The sequence below is a fragment of the Saccharopolyspora sp. NPDC049357 genome, assembly GCF_040677225.1.
Lineage (GTDB): Bacteria > Actinomycetota > Actinomycetes > Mycobacteriales > Pseudonocardiaceae > Saccharopolyspora.
The window spans coordinates 44,571-64,159 of the sequence record NZ_JBFAQJ010000019.1; the positions used below are offsets into that span (position 1 = coordinate 44,571).

General features: G+C 72.0%; 16 protein-coding genes. 9 read left to right on the top strand and 7 right to left on the bottom strand.

What is annotated here, in order from left to right; translation table 11 throughout:
• The 5 genes from AB0J91_RS17695 (at position 1) to AB0J91_RS17715 (ending at position 8,921) form a co-directional block, all read left to right on the top strand.
• Entirely contained in the window at positions 1–1,191 is a 1,191-nt protein-coding gene (locus AB0J91_RS17695; protein WP_363869845.1) for an NAD(P)/FAD-dependent oxidoreductase, read from the top strand.
• 45 nt (positions 1,192–1,236) lie between these two features.
• Entirely contained in the window at positions 1,237–2,511 is a 1,275-nt protein-coding gene (locus AB0J91_RS17700; RefSeq protein WP_363869848.1) for a GAF domain-containing protein, read from the top strand.
• A gap of 113 nt (positions 2,512–2,624) precedes the next feature.
• Positions 2,625–4,430 carry an NAD(P)/FAD-dependent oxidoreductase gene (locus AB0J91_RS17705; protein ID WP_363869851.1) on the top strand — a complete coding sequence of 602 codons (1,806 nt, stop codon included), beginning with the start codon at positions 2,625–2,627 and terminating at the stop codon, positions 4,428–4,430.
• A gap of 95 nt (positions 4,431–4,525) precedes the next feature.
• Positions 4,526–7,306: an AAA family ATPase gene (locus AB0J91_RS17710; protein ID WP_363870014.1), complete on the top strand. Its 2,781-nt coding sequence runs from the start codon at positions 4,526–4,528 to the stop codon at positions 7,304–7,306.
• A 127-nt stretch (positions 7,307–7,433) separates the two neighbouring features.
• Positions 7,434–8,921 carry an amidase family protein gene (locus tag AB0J91_RS17715; protein WP_363869854.1) on the top strand — a complete coding sequence of 496 codons (1,488 nt, stop codon included), beginning with the start codon at positions 7,434–7,436 and terminating at the stop codon, positions 8,919–8,921.
• A gap of 9 nt (positions 8,922–8,930) precedes the next feature.
• On the opposite strand, the gene AB0J91_RS17720 is transcribed toward AB0J91_RS17715, so the two are convergent.
• Entirely contained in the window at positions 8,931–9,704 is a 774-nt protein-coding gene (locus AB0J91_RS17720; RefSeq protein ID WP_363869857.1) for an enoyl-CoA hydratase-related protein, read from the bottom strand.
• Positions 9,705–9,886: 182 nt separating this feature from the next.
• Here AB0J91_RS17720 and AB0J91_RS17725 point away from each other — a divergent pair, with 182 nt between their 5' ends.
• Positions 9,887–11,056: a lytic transglycosylase domain-containing protein gene (locus AB0J91_RS17725; protein WP_363869860.1), complete on the top strand. Its 1,170-nt coding sequence runs from the start codon at positions 9,887–9,889 to the stop codon at positions 11,054–11,056.
• A gap of 54 nt (positions 11,057–11,110) precedes the next feature.
• Here the strand turns inward: AB0J91_RS17725 and AB0J91_RS17730 are convergent, their stop codons facing one another.
• Entirely contained in the window at positions 11,111–12,229 is a 1,119-nt protein-coding gene (locus AB0J91_RS17730) for an NADH:flavin oxidoreductase (RefSeq protein ID WP_363869862.1), read from the bottom strand.
• A 159-nt stretch (positions 12,230–12,388) separates the two neighbouring features.
• Here AB0J91_RS17730 and AB0J91_RS17735 point away from each other — a divergent pair, with 159 nt between their 5' ends.
• Entirely contained in the window at positions 12,389–12,829 is a 441-nt protein-coding gene (locus AB0J91_RS17735) for an Rrf2 family transcriptional regulator (protein WP_363791955.1), read from the top strand.
• A 39-nt stretch (positions 12,830–12,868) separates the two neighbouring features.
• Positions 12,869–13,708 carry a MerR family transcriptional regulator gene (locus AB0J91_RS17740; protein ID WP_363869865.1) on the top strand — a complete coding sequence of 280 codons (840 nt, stop codon included), beginning with the start codon at positions 12,869–12,871 and terminating at the stop codon, positions 13,706–13,708.
• Here AB0J91_RS17740 and AB0J91_RS17745 read toward each other — a convergent pair.
• The 4 genes from AB0J91_RS17745 to AB0J91_RS17760 all read right to left on the bottom strand — a co-directional run bounded on the left by AB0J91_RS17745 (position 13,690) and on the right by AB0J91_RS17760 (position 16,887).
• Positions 13,690–14,112: a thioesterase family protein gene (locus AB0J91_RS17745; RefSeq protein WP_363869868.1), complete on the bottom strand. Its 423-nt coding sequence runs from the start codon at positions 14,110–14,112 to the stop codon at positions 13,690–13,692. The two genes, AB0J91_RS17740 and AB0J91_RS17745, sit on opposite strands and share 19 nt — an antisense overlap.
• Complete coding sequence (locus AB0J91_RS17750) at positions 14,109–15,062, bottom strand: 3-hydroxyacyl-CoA dehydrogenase NAD-binding domain-containing protein (RefSeq protein WP_363869871.1); 954 nt, start codon at positions 15,060–15,062, stop codon at positions 14,109–14,111. The genes AB0J91_RS17745 and AB0J91_RS17750 overlap by 4 nt, the downstream gene beginning before the upstream one ends.
• Positions 15,063–15,080: 18 nt before the next feature.
• Positions 15,081–15,968 carry a 3-keto-5-aminohexanoate cleavage protein gene (locus AB0J91_RS17755; RefSeq protein ID WP_363791945.1) on the bottom strand — a complete coding sequence of 296 codons (888 nt, stop codon included), beginning with the start codon at positions 15,966–15,968 and terminating at the stop codon, positions 15,081–15,083.
• A 325-nt stretch (positions 15,969–16,293) separates the two neighbouring features.
• A complete protein-coding gene (locus AB0J91_RS17760; protein WP_363869874.1) occupies positions 16,294–16,887 on the bottom strand; it encodes a TetR/AcrR family transcriptional regulator in 594 nt (197 codons plus the stop codon).
• A 108-nt stretch (positions 16,888–16,995) separates the two neighbouring features.
• Here AB0J91_RS17760 and AB0J91_RS17765 point away from each other — a divergent pair, with 108 nt between their 5' ends.
• Positions 16,996–18,045, top strand: a complete 1,050-nt coding sequence (locus AB0J91_RS17765) for an NAD(P)-dependent alcohol dehydrogenase (protein ID WP_363869877.1) — start codon at positions 16,996–16,998, stop codon at positions 18,043–18,045.
• Positions 18,046–18,109: 64 nt separating this feature from the next.
• Here the strand turns inward: AB0J91_RS17765 and AB0J91_RS17770 are convergent, their stop codons facing one another.
• The gene (locus AB0J91_RS17770; protein ID WP_363869880.1) at positions 18,110–19,582 is read right to left on the bottom strand and encodes a phosphatase PAP2 family protein; all 1,473 of its coding nucleotides are present in this window, start codon (positions 19,580–19,582) and stop codon (positions 18,110–18,112) included.
• Positions 19,583–19,589: the final 7 nt, after the last annotated feature.

A 19,589-nucleotide genomic window follows, 5' to 3' on the forward strand; every position in this document is an offset into this window, starting at 1 on the left:
GTGTTGCACGTCGTTGTCAGCGGGGGAGGGATCGCCGGGACGGCCCTGGCGCTGGCCCTGCGGACCGCGGGAATCGCCGTGACCGTCGTGGAAGCGCGACCGGCCGATCACGGCGAAGGCGCCGTGGTGCGGCTCAACCCCAACGGGATGGACGCGCTGCGCGCCGTGCGCGCCCACCAGCCGGTGATCGCCCGCTCGTTCCCGCTCGTGCGCACCGAGCGGATCAACCCCGACGGCAGCCGGATCGGGTACTCGCTGGGCGCCGACCCGAGCTCGCAGCGCGGTCTGCCCCGCGTGATGCACTGGCCGGTGCTGGCCTCGGTGCTGCGGGAGCAGGCCGTCGAACGCGGCGCGGTGTTCCGCCACGGCAGCCGCGTCGTGGACGCCGAGGTCGGCGCGACGGCGGCGCTGTCGCTCACCGACGGCAGCCGGTTCGACGGCGACCTCCTCGTCGGCGCCGATGGCGCGAACTCCTTGGTGCGCAGGAGGATCAACCCCGACGGGCCGGAGCCCGAACGGCTGGGCACCCGCACCATCTACGGCTACGCCTCCGAACCCGGATGCGAACCGCCGCCGCCCGAGGTGATGCGTTCCCACGTGGGCGCGACGGCGTTCTTCGCCGCCACCCGCGACTCGCACTCCGGCGGCTGCTTCTGGTTCACCAGCCTGCGCGCCCCGGTTCCGCGCGGCCGCGACGAACCGCAGGACCCCGACGCGCTGCGCGCCGAGATGAGCGAGCTGTTCGCCGGTGACGGCACGATCGCGCCGACCGTCATCGGCAACTCCGAACGCGTCCTGTCCTTCGACGACCACGCCCTGCCGAGCGTCCCGCGCTGGCACACCGACCGGGCGATCATCATCGGCGACGCCCTGCACGTCGCCCCGCCGGCGTCCGAGCAGGGTGCGGCCATGGCGCTGGAGGACGGCGTTCAGCTGGCCCGCTGCCTGCGCGACCACGCCACCCCGGCGGCCGCGTTCGCCGCGTTCGAGCGGATGCGCCGGGACCGGGTCGAGGCCGTCGTCGCCGCGGGCCGGATGGGCACCAGCCGCGCTCACCACAGGCCGCTGGCCCGCCGCTGGCGCAACCTCCGCACCAGGACCAAGCGCTACTTCACGTGGCAGCGCACGCCCCCGATGGGTGGGGGCTGGGCCTACGACCACCACATCGACTGGCCGGAGAGCACCGCGTAGTCGCTGGTCCTTGGCGTGGCGTGAGATGTGGGACACACTGTGGCGGTGCGTCAGGAGAGCTTCGGGGCAGCGCTGCCGGTCGGGGAGGACCCGCACCGCCACGCGCGGCTGCTCGCCCGCGTGCACGATGCGACGGTGGCCGGTGAGGTCCCGCCCGCGCGGCCCCGCGCGGTGATCGGCGCGTCCTGGACGCGCGTGCGCTCCCGCGGCATCGACCCCGAACGCGGCCGCACCGGCCGGTTGCTGCGGGCCGACGAGCTCGTCGAGCGCAGGCGCGAGTCCGGGATGTCGGAAGTGCTGCCGCTGCTGCGCGGCAAGCTCGCCGGTGTCGCCGAGCAGACCGCCAACATCATGGTGATCACCGACGCGGACGGCCACCTGCTGTGGCGCGACGGGAGCACCGCCGTGCGCCGCAACGCCGACGCGCTCGGGTTCGTCGAGGGCATGAGCTGGGGCGAAGACGTCGTCGGCACGAACGCGATCGGAACCGCGCTGGTCACCGGCCTGCCGATCCAGGTGTACTCCGCCGAGCACTACGTGCGCACCCACCACGCCTGGACCTGCGCGAGCGCACCCGTGCACGATCCCCGCACCGGCAGGCTGCTCGGCGCCGTCGACCTCTCCGGGCCCGCCGCCACCGTCAGCCCCACCACGCTCGCGCTGGTCGAGACCGTTGCCCAGCTGGCCGAGTCCCAGCTGCGCACCGCGCACTTCGAGGCGCTCGAAGCGCTGCGCGGCAGCGCGGTTCCCCTCCTGTCGCGGGTCACCGGACGGGCGGTGGTGACCGACTCGCACGGGTGGGTCGCCGCGTCCACCGGCATCGCGCCGGTCCACCACGTCGCGCTGCCCGACGCGTGCGGCGTCGGCCGCGCGTGGGTGCCCGCGCTCGGCGACTGCGCCGTGGAGCCGGTGCCGGGCGGCTGGCTGGTGCGGCTGATCGACGACGATCCGGCCTCGGCGCTCGACGAACGCACCGGGGTGCGCCTGGACCTGCGCGACTCGCAGGCCCGCATCGAGGTCACCTCGGCTTCGGGCGGGTGGAGCCATCCGCTGACTCCGAGGCACGCGGAACTGCTGTTCCTGCTGGCCGCGCATCCGGGCGGAAGGACGGCCGCGCAGCTGGCCGCCGACGTGTTCGGCGACGAGCTGCGCACGGTCACGGTCCGGGCCGAGATGTCCCGGCTGCGCCGGAACCTCGGTGGCCTGCTGGACAGGCGGCCCTACCGGTTCAGCGAGAACGTCGAGGTGGAGGTGCTGCGCCCGGACGACCCGGGCTCGCTGCTGCCGCACTCGATCGCCCGGGCGGTGCGCGGCGGCTGACCGCCGTTGCAACCCCCTGCAACCCGTGCGCCGCCGAGTTCGGTGTGGCTCCATGACTGTGTCATGTGATCGCCACCACTGAGGGCAACGACGCCCGCGCGGGAGGTATTTCCGTGAGCCAGACCGTGGAGCACAACGCGACCCGGACCCGGGTCGAGCAGTGGATTTCCGAGTTCTCCGAGGCCATCGCCGCCCGGGACGCCGATCGGGTCGCGTCGATGTTCGGCGAGGACAGCTACTGGCGCGACCTGATCGCGCTCACCTGGAACTTCAAGACGTCCGAAGGGCGCGAGGACATCGCCGCCATGCTGCGGGCGACGCTGGAGCACGCGGCCCCGAGCGGGTTCACCGTGCTGGGGGAGCCGACCGAGGCCGACGGCGTCACCGAGGCCTGGTTCTCGTTCGAGACCGCCGTGGGACGCGGCACCGGTCACCTGCGCCTCGCCGGCGGCACGGCGTGGACCCTGCTGACCACCCTCGACGAGCTCAAGGGGCACGAGGAGCCGAAGAACCACCGCAGGCCGAGGGGCGCCGAGCACGGCGCCAACCCGGACCGGGTGACCTGGCGCGAGCAGCGCGAGACCGAGCTCGCCGAGCTCGGCCACACCCGCCAGCCGGAAGTCGTCATCGTCGGCGGCGGTCAGGGCGGCATCGCGCTCGGCGCGCGGCTGCGCCAGCTCGGCGTGCCGACGATCATCGTCGAGCGCAACGAGAAGCCGGGTGACTCCTGGCGCAGGCGGTACAAGTCGCTGGCCCTGCACGACCCGGTCTGGTACGACCACCTGCCCTACATCGATTTCCCGGACAACTGGCCGGTCTTCTCGCCGAAGGACAAGATCGGTGACTGGCTGGAGATGTACACCAAGGTCATGGAGCTCAACTACTGGGGCTCCACGACGGCGCTCAGCGGCAAGTACGACGAGGACGAGGGCAGGTGGGAGCTCGTCGTCGACCGCGCGGGCGAGCAGGTCACGCTGCGGCCGCGCCAGCTGGTGATGGCGCTGGGCGTCTCCGGCAAGCCCAACGTGCCGGTCTTCCCGGGCCAGGAGCGGTTCCGCGGCGATCAGCACCACTCCTCCCAGCACCCGGGACCGGACGCCTACCAGGGCAAGAAGGCGGTGATCATCGGGTCGAACAACTCCGCGCACGACATCTGCGGCGCGCTGTGGGAGTCCGGTGCCGACGTCACCATGGTGCAGCGCTCCTCCACGCACGTGGTGCGGTCGGATTCGCTGATGGAGCACAGCCTCGGCCCGCTGTACTCGGAGGAGGCCGTCGCGGCGGGCATCGACACCCGCACCGCCGACCTGACGTTCGCGTCCATCCCGTACCGGATCCTGCACCAGTTCCAGAAACCGGCGTTCGACGCGATCCGCGAGCAGGACGCCGAGTTCTACGAGCGCCTGGCCGCGGCCGGTTTCCAGCTCGACTTCGGCGACGACGAGTCGGGTTTGTTCATGAAGTACCTCCGCCGGGGCTCGGGCTACTACATCGACGTCGGCGCGTGCGAGCTCATCGCCGACGGCAGCGTCAAGCTCGCCCACGGCGACGTGGCCGAATTGACCGAGAACGAGGTGGTTCTCGCCGACGGAACCCGGTTGGAAGCCGATCTCGTCGTCTACGCAACGGGTTTCCGGTCGATGAACGGCCTGGCCGCCGACATCGTCGGGCAGGAGGTCGCCGACAAGGTCGGCAAGGTGTGGGGCCTGGGATCGGACACCACCAAGGACCCCGGCCCGTGGGAGGGCGAGGAGCGCAACATGTGGAAACCCACCCAGCAGGAGGGACTCTGGTTCCACGGCGGCAACCTGCACCAGTCCCGCCACTACTCCCTCTACCTCGCGCTGCAGCTCAAGGCCAGGGCGGAAGGGATCCCCACGCCGGTCTACGGCCTGCAGGAGGTCCACCACACCGCCTGATCCCGGGGGCGGGGTGGGGGCTATCCCCCATCCTGCCCCGACCTTGATCACTTCGGTGCTCGACGGAGGTCGTCAGGCGCTAGGCTCGCGGCGTGATGACGGCGGAACCGGTGGTCTTCGGCCGTGAAGCGGAGCTCGGCGAGCTGCGGCGCGCGGTGGCGTCGGTGGTCGACGGCACCGGCGGCGCGCTGTGGATCGAGGGCGAACCCGGGATCGGAAAGACCGCGCTGTTGAGCCAGGTCATCGCCGAAGCCGCCCTCAAGGGCTGCGCCGTCCGCAGCGCCACCGCCGACCGGCTCACCCAGCGGTTCCCGCTGCGGCTCGTGCTGGACTGCCTGGGCATCGGCCCCAAGTCGGAGGAACCGGAACTGCGGGCGCTGCACGAGCGGTTCTCCGGCGCGGCCGACGTGCCCGTGCCCTCGATCGCCGACGAGCTCTCCGGGCACGTCGCCCAGTGGTGCGCGAACGCCCCGCTGGTGCTGGTCGTCGACGACGTCCAGTGGGCCGACGAGGCGAGCCTGCTGGTGTGGCAGCGGTTCGCGCAGCTGGCCGAACAGCTGCCGCTGCTGCTGGTCGCGGCCGCGCGGCCCACGCGCAGCCGCACCGAACTGCGCTCCGGCGTCCGGCGGATCGCGCTGGCACCCCTGGACGACGCGGCCGTGGCGAGCATGGCCGCGAAGCTCACCGAGACCGCGAGGATCGGCCCCGAACTGCGGCGGTTCCTGGCCGGAGCGGCCGGAAACCCGCGCTACGTAGGCGACGTCGTCGCCGCACTGACCCGCGAGCGCACCCTGGTGGCCGCCGACGGCAGGGCCGAACTGGTCGTCGGTGTGGCCGGTGTGCCGCGCCAGCTCGCCGAGACCGTCGTCGAGCGGCTCGGCTTCTTCGACAGCCAGACCACCGGCCTGCTGCGCATGGCCGCGCTGCTGGGACCGACCTTCTCCGTGACCGAGCTGTCCACCGTCTCCGAACACCCGGTGTCGGCGCTGGTCGGCTACGTCGAGCAGGCGCTGGACACCGGCGTGCTGGTGGAATCGGGGCTGCAGCTGAGCTTCCAGCACCCGCTGGTCCGCCGTGCCCTCTACGAGACCACCCCGACGGCGCTGCGGCTCGCCCTGCACAACCAGGCCGCCCGCGTCCTGCAGGACTCCGGTGCCTCCGTGGAACGGGTCGGCGAGCAGCTGCTGTCCTCGATCTCCCTCGGCGACGCCGAAGTCGACGACTGCGGTCTGGACTGGCTCGTGCGCAACGGGCGCGCGCTGGCCCACCGCGCCCCGGCCTGCGCGGCGGAACTGCTCGAAGCCGCGCTCGTCCCGCTGCCCGCGAACGAGCACCACCGCGACGTCCTGCTGGCCGCCCGCGCCCTCGCGCTGGTGCAGCTCGAACGCTCCGAACAGGCCCACGAGTTCGGCGAGCGCGCGCTCGACGAGGTCGCCGACCCCTCCTGCGCCGCCGAGCTGACCTGGTACCTGGTGTGGTCGCTGACCGCGCGCCGGATGGCCGACGAAGCCGCAGCGGTCATCGCCGAAGCCGATGCCACGGCCGGGTTCGAACTCCGCTGGCTGGCCCGGATGCGCGCCAGGCTCGCGCAGGCGAAGCTGATGAGCGGGAGCTTCGCCGAAGCCGAGAGCACCGTGGACCGAGCGCTGGCCGAGGCCCACGAAGCCGACGACGACTACGCGCTGGGACTCGCGCTGCACGTGCGAGGCACCGCGCGAGCCCGCAACAACGACCTCGCCGAAGCTCTCGTGTGCTACCAGCAGGCCGGTTCGGCGCTGGGCGACGCCCTGGAGAACGTCGACCTGCTGCTGCAGGTGCTCAGCAACCGGATGATGCTGCTGTTCGCCCTCGGGCACGCCGAAGAAGCCGGATTCGCGCTGCACGAGATGCTGGCCATCGCCGAGCGCAGCGCCACCCCGTCGCGGCTCGCGGTGGTGCGGCTGTCGGCGGCCAACCACTACTTCACCGTCGGCCGCTGGGACGACGCCGCGGCCGAGCTCCAGGCGGCCGGGGAGCTCACCGCCGAGATGAGCTCGCACCAACTCCGCTGGTTGCACGGACTGCGGGCGATGCTGGCCGGATATCGCGGCGAGCGCGAGGTCTTCGAGCAGCAGCTCGCGGTGGCCGGGGAAGCGACACCGGATTCCCAGGAGAACGCCGGATTCCTGATGGTCGCCGCCGTGCTGCGGGCCGAGATCGAGGGCGAACCCCGGCGGGCGATGGGCATCCTCGCCGAGGCGCTGGACACCAGCGAGCGCTTCGGCAGCAACTACGTGTGGCTGCCGATCCTGGTCCGGCTCGCGCTGCAGACCGGTGACGAGGAGACCGCCACCCGAGCCACCAACGCCTGCGTGCAGGGCGCCACGGTGGGCGCCGCGCCCAACATCCTCGCCGCCGCGCAGCACTGCCGGGGCCTGCTCGAACGTGACCCGATCACGCTGCGCGCCGCCATCGAGCACTACGACAAGACCAACCAGCCGCCCAAGCGCGCTCGGGCGCTGGAGGACCTGGCCGCCGTCCTCGCCGAACGGGGCGAGATCCCCGCCGCCCGCAAGGCGTACGTGCAGGCGGTGGAGATCTTCACCCACCTCGGCGCGAACTGGGACCTCGAACGCGCCGCGGCCAGGATGCGCCCGCACGGCATCCGGTCGCCGCGCACCAAGCGGCTCCGCGCCACCACGGGCTGGGAAGCGCTGACCAAGACCGAACGGCAGGTCGCGCTGCTGGTGGGCGACGGGATGTCGAACCCGGAGATCGCGGCGCGGCTGTTCGCCTCCCGGCGCACCATCGAGGTGCACGTCTCGCACGTGCTGGCCAAGCTCGGCGTGCGCTCCAGGGTCGAGGTCGCGGTGGAGGCGACCGGGCACCGAGCCTGACGCTCCCGAGCTGCGCCGGCGACCTGCGGAAACGGCGCGGCCCGTTGATCTCGGTGAACCGGGCGGAGATGCTGGGTCCGGTTTTTCGGTGCAGCGCGCGCTGCTCGGTGGTGGAAGAGGAGAACGGGTGGACGTCGAGGAATACCTGCGGCACGACGGTCTGGGACTGGCCGAGCTCGTCGCATCGGGACAGGTGACGGCGGGCGAACTGCTCGACGCCGCCCGCAGCAGGGCGAAGGCGGTCAACCCCGCCATCAACGCCATCGTCGCGTGGCTCGACGAGCACGCCGACCAGCGCGTCGCCGGCGAGCTCTCCGGCCCGTTCGCCGGGGTCCCGTTCCTGCTCAAGGACCTGGGCCACAACCTCGCCGGAGCCCCGAGCTCCGACGGCTGCCGCGCGTTCGCCGACCGCACCTCGGCCGTCACCGACACCGTCGTGCAGCGCTGGCTGGACGCCGGGCTCGTCGTCTTCGGCAAGACCAACACGCCCGAGTTCGGCTCCAAGGGCGTCACCGAACCGGCTCTGTTCGGCCCCACCCGCAACCCGTGGGACCTCCAGCGCACCCCGGGCGGTTCCTCCGGCGGAGCGGGCGCGGCCGTCGCGGCGGGGATCGTGCCCGTGGCGGCGGCCAGCGACGGCGGCGGATCCATCCGCATCCCGGCGGCCTGCAACGGACTGGTCGGGCTCAAGGCCGGCCGCGGCCTGGTTCCCGCGGGGCCGGTGGAGAGCGAACCGCTCCTCGGCCTGGCCACCAGCGGAGTCCTCTCCCGCACCGTGCGCGACACGGCCGCGATGCTCGACGCGCTGATCGGCCCGGAAGCCGTGAGCCCGTTCGCCGCCGCGCTGCCCGACCGCCCGCTGGCCGAGCAGCTCGACGAGGCGCCCGGCAAGCTGCGCATCGGCTACACCACTCAGTGCGCCCTGCGCGAGCGACCGCACCCGGATGCGGTGCGGGCCGTGGAGCGTTCGGCGGAACTGCTCACCGAGCTCGGGCACGAGGTCGAGGAGGTGGATCCGCCGCACGACGATCGCCAGCTCGGCAAGGACTTCCTGCTCGTGTGGTTCGTCCACCAGGCGGACGAGGTCGACCGCATCAAGCGCGAAACGGGCTGCGGCGATGACGCTTTCGAACCCGACACGCTGATGATGGCCGCGCTCGGCCGGATGACCGGCGCCGTCGAGCTCTCGCAGGCGCAGGAGCGGCGGCGCGAGCACATCGCCGCGCTCGCCGGTTTCCACAGCCGCTACGACCTGCTGATGACGCCCACCCTGGGCGAGCCGCCGATCGAGGTCGGATCGCTGGCGACCCCGCCCGCGCTGCAGGCCGTCTCCAAGCTGCTGGTGCGCACCCGGACCACGCGCGTGCTGCGGTTGCTGGGCATGGTGGACCAGCTCGTCGAGAAGAACCTCGCCTGGGTGCCCTACACCCAGCTGGCCAACATCACCGGGCGTCCGGCGATCAGCCTCCCGCTGCACCGCACCGACGCGGGTCTGCCGATGGGCGTGCAGTTCGTCGGCGCCCTGCAGAGCGAAGCACTTCTCCTGCGCCTGGCCCGTCAGCTGGAGCTCGCGGCTCCCTGGACCCTGGAGGCACCACTGCTCGAGGCCGCGTAGGAGGCTCGCCTAGTCCGGCCAGTCGGGGTTGCGCTTCTCCAGGAACGCGGCCATCCCTTCGCGGGCGGCCGGGAGCTGGGAGGCCGCGGCCATGACCTCCAGGGCGATCGCGTAGGCGTCCTGCTCCGGGCGGCCGAGCTGGGCGTAGAGGGTCTGCTTGCCCATGGCCTTGCTGGTGCGGCTGCCCCGCGTCGCGCGGGCGAGCAGGTCGGAGACCGCGTCGTCCAGCGCGTCGTCGGCGGCCACCCGGTTGACCAGGCCCCAGTCCAGGGCCGTGGCCGCATCGATGACGTCACCGGTGAACGCCATCTCCATCAGCCGCTTGCGGCCGATGTTGCGGGCCACCGGCACCGCGGGCGTGTGGCAGAACCAGCCTCCCTTGCCGCCGGGCAGCGCGAACCCCGCCGATTCGGCGGCCACCGCCAGGTCGCAGGCGCCGACCAGCTGGCACCCGGCGGCGGTCGCCAGGCCGTGCACCCTGGCCAGCACGACCTGCGGCACCGACTGGATGGTGTCCATCAGCTCGGTGCACAGGCGGAGCAGCTCGCGCACGCCGGTGAGGTCGCGCGCGGCGACGTCGCCGAAGTCGTGGCCCGCCGAGAACACCGGGCCCTCGCCCGCCAGCACGATTCCCGTCGCATCGGACTCGCCGGCTTCGCGGAACGCCGCCAGCAGCTCGGCGAGGTGCTCCTGCGACAGGGAGTTGCGGCGCTTCGGCCGGTTCATCGTGATCGTGACGGTCGCGTCGTCCCGCCGGGTCAGGATGTGCGCGTGGTCGCCCATGTTCCGACGGTACCGCGAGCGAAGATCGACAACCGGAATTCACGCTTCCCATTGGTCGAACCACTTGCGCCGATCGGCGGTACAGGCGGTCGGTGCGCCTTTGAACAATGCCGGTACCGCCCCTGAGAACCGCTCGAATCCGACGAGTTTCGCAGCGGGGGTGGGACGGGGAGGTGCGGGCATTGGCGTTGCCGGGCGAGTTCAGCCGTGGCGAGCGGTTCACCGCGGTGACCACGGGACTCCTGGTGGCGTTGCTACCGGTCCTGGCGGTGCGCGGAGATTCCGCGCTGGACGCGGGGCAGCAGCGGTCGCACGCGGCCAGCCCGGCACCGACGCCGCCGGGAGGCAGCAGGACGGGCGTCAGCGGACGCGTGCCCCACGACCCGGTCCTCAGCCCGCGGTTCCACGAGGACCTGCGGCGGGGTGGGATCGAACGCGGAACCGGCCGGTTGGGGCGGATCCCGGCCGGGACGCTCGGGATTCCCGGCGTCGTGCTCGCCGCGTACCAGCGGGCGCAGGACGCGCTGGCGAAGTCGGACCCCGGGTGCGGCCTGCACTGGTCGGCGCTGGCGGGCATCGGGCGCGTCGAGTCCAACCACGCGAGATCCGGTCAGGTCGAGGCCTCGGGACGCACGTACTCGCCGATCCTGGGACCGCGGCTGAACGGTGGTCCGGGCATCGCCGCGATCCGCGACACCGACGGTGGCGGGCTCGACGGCGACGTGGTGTGGGACCGCGCGGTCGGGCCGATGCAGTTCATCCCGGGGACCTGGCGCTCCTACGCGCACCGCGGAGCCGATCCGCACAACGTCTTCGACGCCGCGGTGACCTCGGGCCGGTACCTGTGCGCGGGCGGCGGGAACCTGCGCGACCGCGCGCAGCTGGCCGCCGCCCTCTTCCGCTACAACCCGTCGGAGACCTACGTCCGCACGGTCCTGGCCTGGGCGGACCGCTACGCCCGAGGCGTCGTCTCCACGCCGGGTCTGCCCCCGGGAGCGCCGGACCCGACGCCGTCTCTCGCGGAAGCCCCACCGGCCGGTGCGGCGGTCGCGATGGCGCCGCCCGGCGCCGCTCCCGCGGGCGCGCCGCCTCCCGCCCCTGCGCCAGGACCGGCGCCTGCCCCTGCGCCGGCTCCGGCCCCTGCGCCAGCGCCTCCGCCGCCGCCTCCGCCGGCACCCGCTCCGGAGCCGACGCCGACCCAGCCGCCGCCACCTCCGCCGAGCGAACCACCTCCACCCAGCGAACCGCCGCCGCCGAGCGAACCACCGCCTTCCAGCAGCACGCCACCGCCGGAACCCGCGCCCACGACGACGTCACCGGCGACGGCCACCACGACGGAACCCACGGGATAGCGACGAGGGCGCAGCGCGCGGACCCGCGCTGCGCCCTCGTCGGTCTCGCTGAGATCAGTACAGGTTCACCAGGGCGTCCTTGGTGAACGGGACGAGTTCGTGCTGGCGGTCCTCCAGGACCTTCTGGCTCCACAGCGGGTCGGCCAGCAGCGCGCGGCCGATCGCGACCATGTCGAACTCGTCGCGCTCGAAGCGCTCCAGCAGCCGCTCGATGCTCTCCACGCCAGCGCCCTTGCCCGCCAGCGAAGCGGCGTCGAAGATCGCGTCCAGGCCGACCGAACCGACGGTGATGACGGGCTTGCCGGTGACCTTCTTCGCCCAGCCCGCGACGTTGAGCTCCGAACCCGATTCCGGGAACTCCGGCTCCCAGTAGCGTCGGCCGGAGGCGTGGAAGGCGTCGACACCGGCGTCGGCCAGCGGCGTGAGGATCGCCGAGAGCTCGTCGGGGTTCTCGGCGAGCTTGGCGTCGTAGTTGTCGGCCTTCCACTGCGAGAAGCGCAGCACGACGGGGAAGTCGGGGGCGACGCGCTCGCGGATCGCCTTGACGATGTCGACCGCGAACCTGGTGCGCTCGACCGGGTCGCCGCCGAAGGCGTCGGTGCGCCGGTTGGTGCGCTCCCACAGGAACTGGTCGATGAGGTAGCCGTGCGCGCCGTGCAGCTCGACGCCGTCGAAGCCGATGCGCTCGGCGGCCCACGCGGCCTCCGCGAAGGCGTTGATCAGGTCGTCGATGTCCGACAGGGTCAGCGGGGAACCGGCGCCAGGCTCACCGTTCAGGCCGACGCCCGACGGGCCGACGACCGGGGCTTCGGGGAACGGGCCCGCGCCCGCCGGGCGCTGGATGCCCACGTGCCACAGCTGCGGCATGATCTTGCCGCCCTCGGCGTGCACGGCCTTGACCACGCGCGACCAGCCCGCCAGCTGCTCCTCGCCGTGGAAGCGGGGGATGTCACCGCTGAAGCCCGCCGAGGTGTGGTCGACGTAGGTGCCCTCGGTGATGATCAGGCCGGTGCCCGCGGCGGCGCGGCGCGCGTAGTACGCGGCGACGTCCTCGCCGGGGATGCCGCCCGGGGACTTCTGCCGCGTCATCGGCGCCATCACGATGCGGTTGGGCAGCTCGGCCGAACCGAGGGTGAACGGGCGGGCCAATGCCTGCGAAGCGCGACTGCTCACAGCGATGCTCTCCTGTCGGTGCGTTCCAGGAGTGAAGTCCCGGAGCTGAAGTGTGCAAGACAAACTTACATATTCGATTCAGGAAACTGCAACTGTGACAGTCGCTATTATGGGGGCGTTGTTAGACTTCGGTGCGACTCGCGGACGGAGGTGGAGGAGATGCTCGACATCCGGTTCTGCCGTGCGCTTCAGGTGATGATGCGGCTGGCCATCGCGGCCGAAGAGGGCGCCGAGGTGCGCAGCTCCACGCAGTTCGCCGAGGAGCTGAGCACCAACCCCAGCCTCGTGCGCAAGCTGCTCGTCCCGCTGCACGCCGAAGGTCTCGTGATCTGCACCAAGGGCCGCGGCGGCGGCGCCAGGCTGGGCAGGCCTGCCGAGGAGATCACGCTCGCCGACATCTACCGCTGCGCCGTCGGCGACAAGCCGCTGTGGGCGCGCTCACCCGACGGCGAGCACGTGTGCATGGTCGCCGCGCGCACCGGGGAGTTCTTCGCCAACCTCACCGCCGAAGCCGAACGAGCCGTGCTGGCCTCCCTCGGCGACCGGACCCTCGCCGACAGCGTTCGCGAGATCCGCGCGCTGGAACCGGCGCATCGATGATTTGCGGTTGACGCGGCGTCAACTGGTTGGCTGATCGCCATGAACCCGCTGGAGCACAGGCCGCTGACGATCGGCCAGGTCGCCGAGCTCGCCGACGTCTCACCCCGCACCGTTCGCCACTACCACCAGATCGGACTGCTCAGCGAGGCCGAGCGGGACTCCGCCGGTCGGCGCGTCTACCGGACCTCGGCGATCGCCCGCCTGCTGCTGATCCGCAAGCTCGTCGACCTCGGCCTGAGCCTGTCGCAGATCAAGGACGTCGCCGATGGGACCACCGAACTCGCCGACCTGCTCGACGGCGTCGAGCTCGACCTTGCCGAGCAGGAGCGGCGGATCGCCCGGCAGCGCGAGGCGCTGCGCCTGGTGCGCGCGGCCGGCGGCGCCCCGGCGTTGATCGGCGAGGTCGGCAACGAGAGCGAGCGGGTCGCGCGCGTGCGGCGCCACGCCGGTGTTCCCGGTGGCCAGCAGCGGGACATGCTGCTGCTCGTGGAGAAGGCGTTCGGCCCCCAGCGCGCCGTGCTGCAAGCCGCCACCGACAACCTCGCCGCAGCCGACGAACACCTGCGCGCGCTGACCGACCGGGTCACCGAGCACTACGACCACCTCGCCGCGGCCGACCCGGACGACCCGAGGGTCGAGCAGTGCGCCCAGGACCAGCTCGAACTGGCCGACGCCGTCCGCGAAGCCGAACTCGCGGCGGGCATCGACGGCGACGCCCTCTGGCGGGATCTCGCCGCCGAGGAGGAGCAGGACCCCGAGATCAAAGCCCTCGCCATCCAGGCGATGACTTCCGAGGTCCCGCAACTCTCACCGGCGCAGCACCAGGCGCTCCGCCGCTTCCTGCAGGAGGCCGTGGCCGCTCAGACGCGACCCGCGTAGTCCGGGGCCGCTTCGAGGCGGCTGTTGAGGGCCTCGGTGATGTCCTCCGGGAACGGGGAAGTGCGCCCCTGCTCTGAATCCACGTGCAGGGCGACGAGTTCGGTCGTGGCCCGCAGGACGTCGTCCACCACCATCTCGTGGCAGAGGCGCAGCTTCTTGGCGCCCACCTCGACGACCCTGGTGGTGATGAGCATCTCCGAGTCCGGAGGCACCTCGCGGAGGTAGCGGACGTGGGCCTCGACCGTGTAGAGCGAACAGCCGGTCCGCTTCAGGTGCTCGGAGTCCATGCCGATCCGCTCCATCAGGGCGTCGGTGGCGAAACCGAAGACCAGCACGTAGTAGGCCTCGCTGAGGTGACCGTTGTAGTCGATCCACTCCGGGCGGACCTGCTGCCGCATCATCATCGCGCCTCCCGGACCTCGTTGACCGCGCGCATCACCGCGATGACGGCCTTGTCCCGGTCGGCGACGAGCTCCGGGATGCTGCGGCCGTCGGCCGCTTCCTCGCACCCGTCGACCATGCGGTCGCGCAGCTCGGCGGTGAGCTCCGGCGCCTCCAGCCGGGTCCACGGCGACTTCAGCGACGGCCCGAAGTGGTCGAGCATGTGCGCCATGCCGCCCTCGCCTCCGGCGAGGTGGAAGGTCAGGCACGGCCCCAGCAGCGGCCAGCGCAACCCGGGACCCTCGGTGATGGAGGCGTCGATCTGCTCCACGGTCGCCTCGCCGCTGTCGACCATGTGCAGCGCCTCGCGCCAGATCGCCTCCTGCAGGCGGTTGGCGATGAAACCGGGCACCTCGCGGTCCATCTTGATCACGTGCTTGCCCGCGACCTCGAAGAACTCCGCCGCGAAGTCCACCGCCCACTGCTCGGAGGACTCACCGCCGACGACCTCCACCAGCGGGATCAGGTAGGGCGGGTTGAACGGGTGCCCGACCACCAGGCGGCCCGGGTTCGCGCACGCGGTCTGCATGTCGGTCATCGGGTAGCCCGAGGTCGACGAGGAGATCACCACGCCCGCCGGCGTCGCGGCGTCGATCTTGGCGAGCAGGTCCTGCTTGAGCGCGAGGTCCTCCGGCGCGCTCTCCTGCACGAACTCCGCTTCGGCGACGGCCTCTTCGAGGGTGTCGGCGACGGTGAGGTTGTCCCGGGAGGCGCCGTCGGCCAACCCGAGCTCCGTCAGCGCGGGCCAGGCGGCGTCGACGAGTCGACGGAGCTTCTCCGCCGCGTCCGGCGCCGGGTCCCACGCGGTGACCCGGTAGCCGCGGGCGAGGAAGTGCGCTGCCCAGCCGCCGCCGATCACGCCCGCGCCGATGCAGGCGACGTGGCGGACCCGCGATGCGCTCTCGTTGTCCACAGTGGATTCCCTTTCGGTTCAGGAGCGGGGCTTGAGGCCGAGCTTGGCGCGGGCCTGGTCCGGAGTGGCGATCTTGGCGCCCATGCCCTCGACGATGGTCACGGCGCGCTCGACCAGCTGCGCGTTGGTGGCCTTCACGCCGCGGCTCAGGTAGAGGTTGTCCTCCAGGCCGACGCGGACCTGCCCGCCGAGCAGCGCCGACTGCGCGACCCACGGGAGCTGGTTGCGGCCGATGGCGAAGCTCGCCCAGTTCGCGCCCTCCGGCAGCATGTTCACCATCGCCTGCAGCACACCGGGATCGACCGGAGCGCCGTAGGGGATCCCCATGCACAGCTGGAACAGCGGCGGGGCGTCGATGAGGCCCTCTTCGATCATCTTCTTGGCGAACCACAGCTGGCCGGTGTCGAAGATCTCCAGCTCCGGCTTCACGCCCAGCTCCTGGATGCGCTTGGCGCCCGCGCGCAGCATGTCCGGGGTGGAGATGTAGAGCTGGCTGCCGTCGCCGAAGTTCAGCGAACCGCAGTCCAGCGTGCAGATGTCCGGCAGCAGCTCCTCGACGTGCGGCAGCCGTTCCAGGCCGTTGACCAGGTCGGTTCCGTCGACCGGCTTGAGCGGGTCGTCCTGGTCGATGAACAGGTCACCGCCCATGCCCGCGGTCAGGTTCAGCACCACGTCCACACCGGACTCGCGGATCCGCCGCACCGTCTCCCGGTAGACCGACACGTCGCGCGTGCCCTGGCCGGTCTCGATGTCGCGCACGTGCACGTGGACCACGGCCGCGCCCGCGTTCGCCGCCTCCACCGCCGACTGCGCGATCTGCTCCGGGCTGACCGGCACGTGCGGGCTCTTGCCGACGGTGTCGCCGGCGCCGGTGAGCGCCGCGGTGATGATGACCTCTTCGTTCATCGGTCTTCCTTCAAGTTCGTTGCGGTGCGGACCATCTCGCGTCGGATGGACTCGTGGGGCGCCCGGCGCATCGGCTCCGCGGAGCGGCCGGGGGAGTGGCGGTGGATCGTGGCGGCTGACGTGGCGCGCGTGCGCGACGCGCCGGCGATCGCGTGCCGGGCCGCTTCCTGGAGCCGGGGCCGAACCCGCGCGACCCACCCGCCATCCGACACGCATCGGACCGTACCGACCCCATGCGCAAATCGCAACATTCAACTGAGGAATCAGTCAGTCGCAACGGTGTCCGAACGCGGCGGTGATCGGGTTGTGGAGGTGATCGAAGGCGTCAGGGGGAGGTGTGGCGGTAGCCCTCGACGGCGACCCGGGCGGCCTGGGCGGATTTCCGGACGACGAGGTCCGGGGTGTAGCCGTGCTTGGTGAAGACGCCGTTGAGCCAGAAGGTGCCGTAGCCGTGGGCCTGGGTGAACAGCTGCTCCATCAGCTCCAGGGCATCGGCCGGGGCGGCCACCGCCATGGTGCGCAGGAGGAACTGGTCGGTGAGGCGGCGGGTCTGGTCGTGCAGCTCGGCGTAGCGGGCGCCCTGCAGGACCTCGGCGTTGATCAGGTCCATCCCGACCCGCTGCCGGATCAGGTACCCGGTGTAGGTGCCCGCGGCGGCGGCGAGCCCCTCCACGGGGTCGGTGTGCTCTCCCGCCGCCTGCTCGACCTCGTCGGCGAGCTGGCGGGCGACCTCGGTGGCCACGGCGGCGACGAGGCTCTCCCGCTCGGGGAAGTGCCGGTAGGGAGCGCCGGGGCTGACCTTGGAGCGGCGGGCGGCCTCGGCGACGGAGAAGCTCTCGACGCCGCGTTCGGCGATGAGCTCCAGCGAGACTCGCACGAGCTCGGCGCGGAGGTCGCCGTGGTGGTACTTGCCGCCCATGTCCTGGATCACATCTTTCGCTTGGAATATGTAAGAGCCCTCTCACGTCCCAATGTAAGAAGGCTCTTACATCGAGAGCTCGTGCACAAGCTGTTCCATGGAGGGTTCATGAGCACGATCACGAACGCTATCGCCGTTCCGTCCCCGGGGGCACCCCTGGAGCAGACGACGATCACGCGACGTGACCTGCGGCCGGACGACGTGCTGATCGACATCGCCTACGCCGGCATCTGCCACAGCGACATCCACCAGGCCCGCGAGGACTGGGGCACCGCCATCTTCCCGATGGTCCCGGGCCACGAGATCGCGGGCACCGTCGCCGCCGTCGGATCGGCGGTGACCGAGTACCAGGTCGGCGACCGCGTCGGCGTCGGCTGCATGGTCGACTCCTGCGGTGAGTGCGAGTACTGCCAGGCCGGGACCGAGCAGTTCTGCGTCAAGGGCAACGTCCAGACCTACAACGGCGTCGGCTTCGACGGCGAGAACACCTACGGCGGCTACAGCCAGCAGGTCGTGGTCAAGGACGCGTTCGTCTGCGGGATCCCGGAGGGCATCGGCCTCGACGTCGCCGCCCCGCTGCTGTGCGCGGGCATCACCACCTACTCGCCGCTGCGGCAGTGGGGCGCCGGCCCCGGCAAGAAGGTCGCCGTCGTCGGCCTGGGCGGTCTCGGCCACATGGCCGTGAAGCTGGCCGCCGCGATGGGCGCCGAGGTGACGGTGCTCAGCCAGAGCCTGAAGAAGCAGGAGGACGGCCTCAGGCTCGGTGCGAAGGACTACTACGCCACCAGCGACGAGTCGACCTTCGAGACCCTGGCGGGCCGCTTCGACCTGATCCTCAACACGGTCTCGGCCGAGCTGCCCATCGACTCCTACCTGGGTCTGCTGCGCGTCGGCGGAGCCATGGTCAACGTCGGTGCCCCGGGCACGCCGCTGTCCTACAGCGCGTTCTCGCTGATCGGCGGCAACAAGTCGCTGGCCGGTTCGATGATCGGCGGCATCGCCGAGACCCAGGAGATGCTGGACTTCTGCGCCGAGCACGGCATCGGCGCGGAGATCGAGACCATCTCGGCGGACCAGGTCAACTCCGCCTACGAGCGCGTCACCGGCAGTGACGTGCGCTACCGCTTCGTCATCGACACCGCCACCATCGGCGCCTGACGAAGGACCGAGGAGAACCCCGGGGGCGCCGAACGCGGGACGCGGCGCCCCCGGGCTCTCCCGCTCAGTCCGGCCGGTAGACGTGAAGCGCGCCGTCGCGGGCGGCGAACTCGAAAACGGTTCCCTTGAGCGAGACCTCGCCGTCGCGGGCCAGCGCCACGGGCGCGCCCAGCACCTCGACCCGAACCCGGTCGCGCTCCTCCTGCACGTAGGCGCGGTTGTGGAACAGCGCCCCGGTCAGGGCTCCCGCGACGAACCGGGTCCGGGAGAACGGCAGGTCCGCGCGGATGTAGCGGACGTCCAGCACGCCGGTGTCCAGCCTCGGCCGCCAGGTCGGAGCCAGACCCTTCGGCTGATACCCGTTGCCACCGGCGAAGAACAGCCAGATCCTGCGGTCGATCCCGTTGATCCGCACCGGGATCGGCTCGGCGCTGGCCAGCACCCGCACCAGCGCCGCCGCTCCGGCGGGCCACTTCCCCCAGCGGTGCTCCCACTTCTCGCGCAGCCGCACCATGTCCGGGTAGCCGCCGAGGCTCGCGGTGTTGACGAACCACTGCTGCGGCAGGTCGTCGACCTTGACCGTGCCCAGGTCCACGTTCACCGCCGAACCGGCGCGCAGCGCCCGCACGGAGTCGTCGGTGCTGTTCACGCCGAGATCGCGCGCGAAGTGGTTGAGCGTCCCGCTCGGCACCACCAGCAGCGGCAGCCCGCGCACTGCGGCGACCGCGGCCGCTGCCGCGACGCTGCCGTCCCCACCGGCGACGCCGAGCGCCTTCGCGTCGCCGGTGGCGTCGAGGTGCTCGTGCAGCTGATCGGCCAGATCGGTGCCGGGCAGCGGGCGGACGAAGTCGGCGCGCGGCAGCAGTCCGGTGAGCTCGGCGGTGGGATCCCGGGCGGGGTCGCCGGAGGAGGGGTTGACCAGCAGCACCAGACCCTCGCCCTCCTCCATCGCGACGGTGCGCGCGCTGGGCCTGGCGATGCTCGGCGTGGAGGGGCGCACCGGCCACCAGCGGCTGGTGGCGGCGGCGACGCCGGTGCCGATCGCGGCGCCGAAGAGCACGTCGGTCGGCCAGTGGACCCCGGTGTGCACCCGCGAGTACGCCACGGCCCCGGCCAGCGGGAGCAGCGCCAGGCCCATCTCCGGGGATTCCATCCACACCGCGGTGGTGAACGCTGCCGCCGAGGCCGCGTGACCGGACGGGAACGAGGACGACGACGGCGGCGTGCTCAGCCTGCGGCGCACGGGCAGGAGGTTGGCGGCCGGACGACGGCGGGGGAGCAGGGGCTTGCCGATGCCGTTGGTCACGGCGCTGGTGAACGCGATGGCGCTGGCTCCGCGCAACGCCGCACGCCGGAGCCGTCCGCGCCTGGTCGCCAGCACGGCGGCGACGCCGAGCCACAGCTTGCTGTGGTCGGCGAGGTGGGTGAGCCGGCGCAACGCCGGGTCGGCGGTGCTGCGCGGCCACGACGCCGAGCGCAGCACGAAGTCGTGGTCCGCGGATTTCAGTCGCCGGATCACGCGAACGCTGTTGAGCACGTCGCGA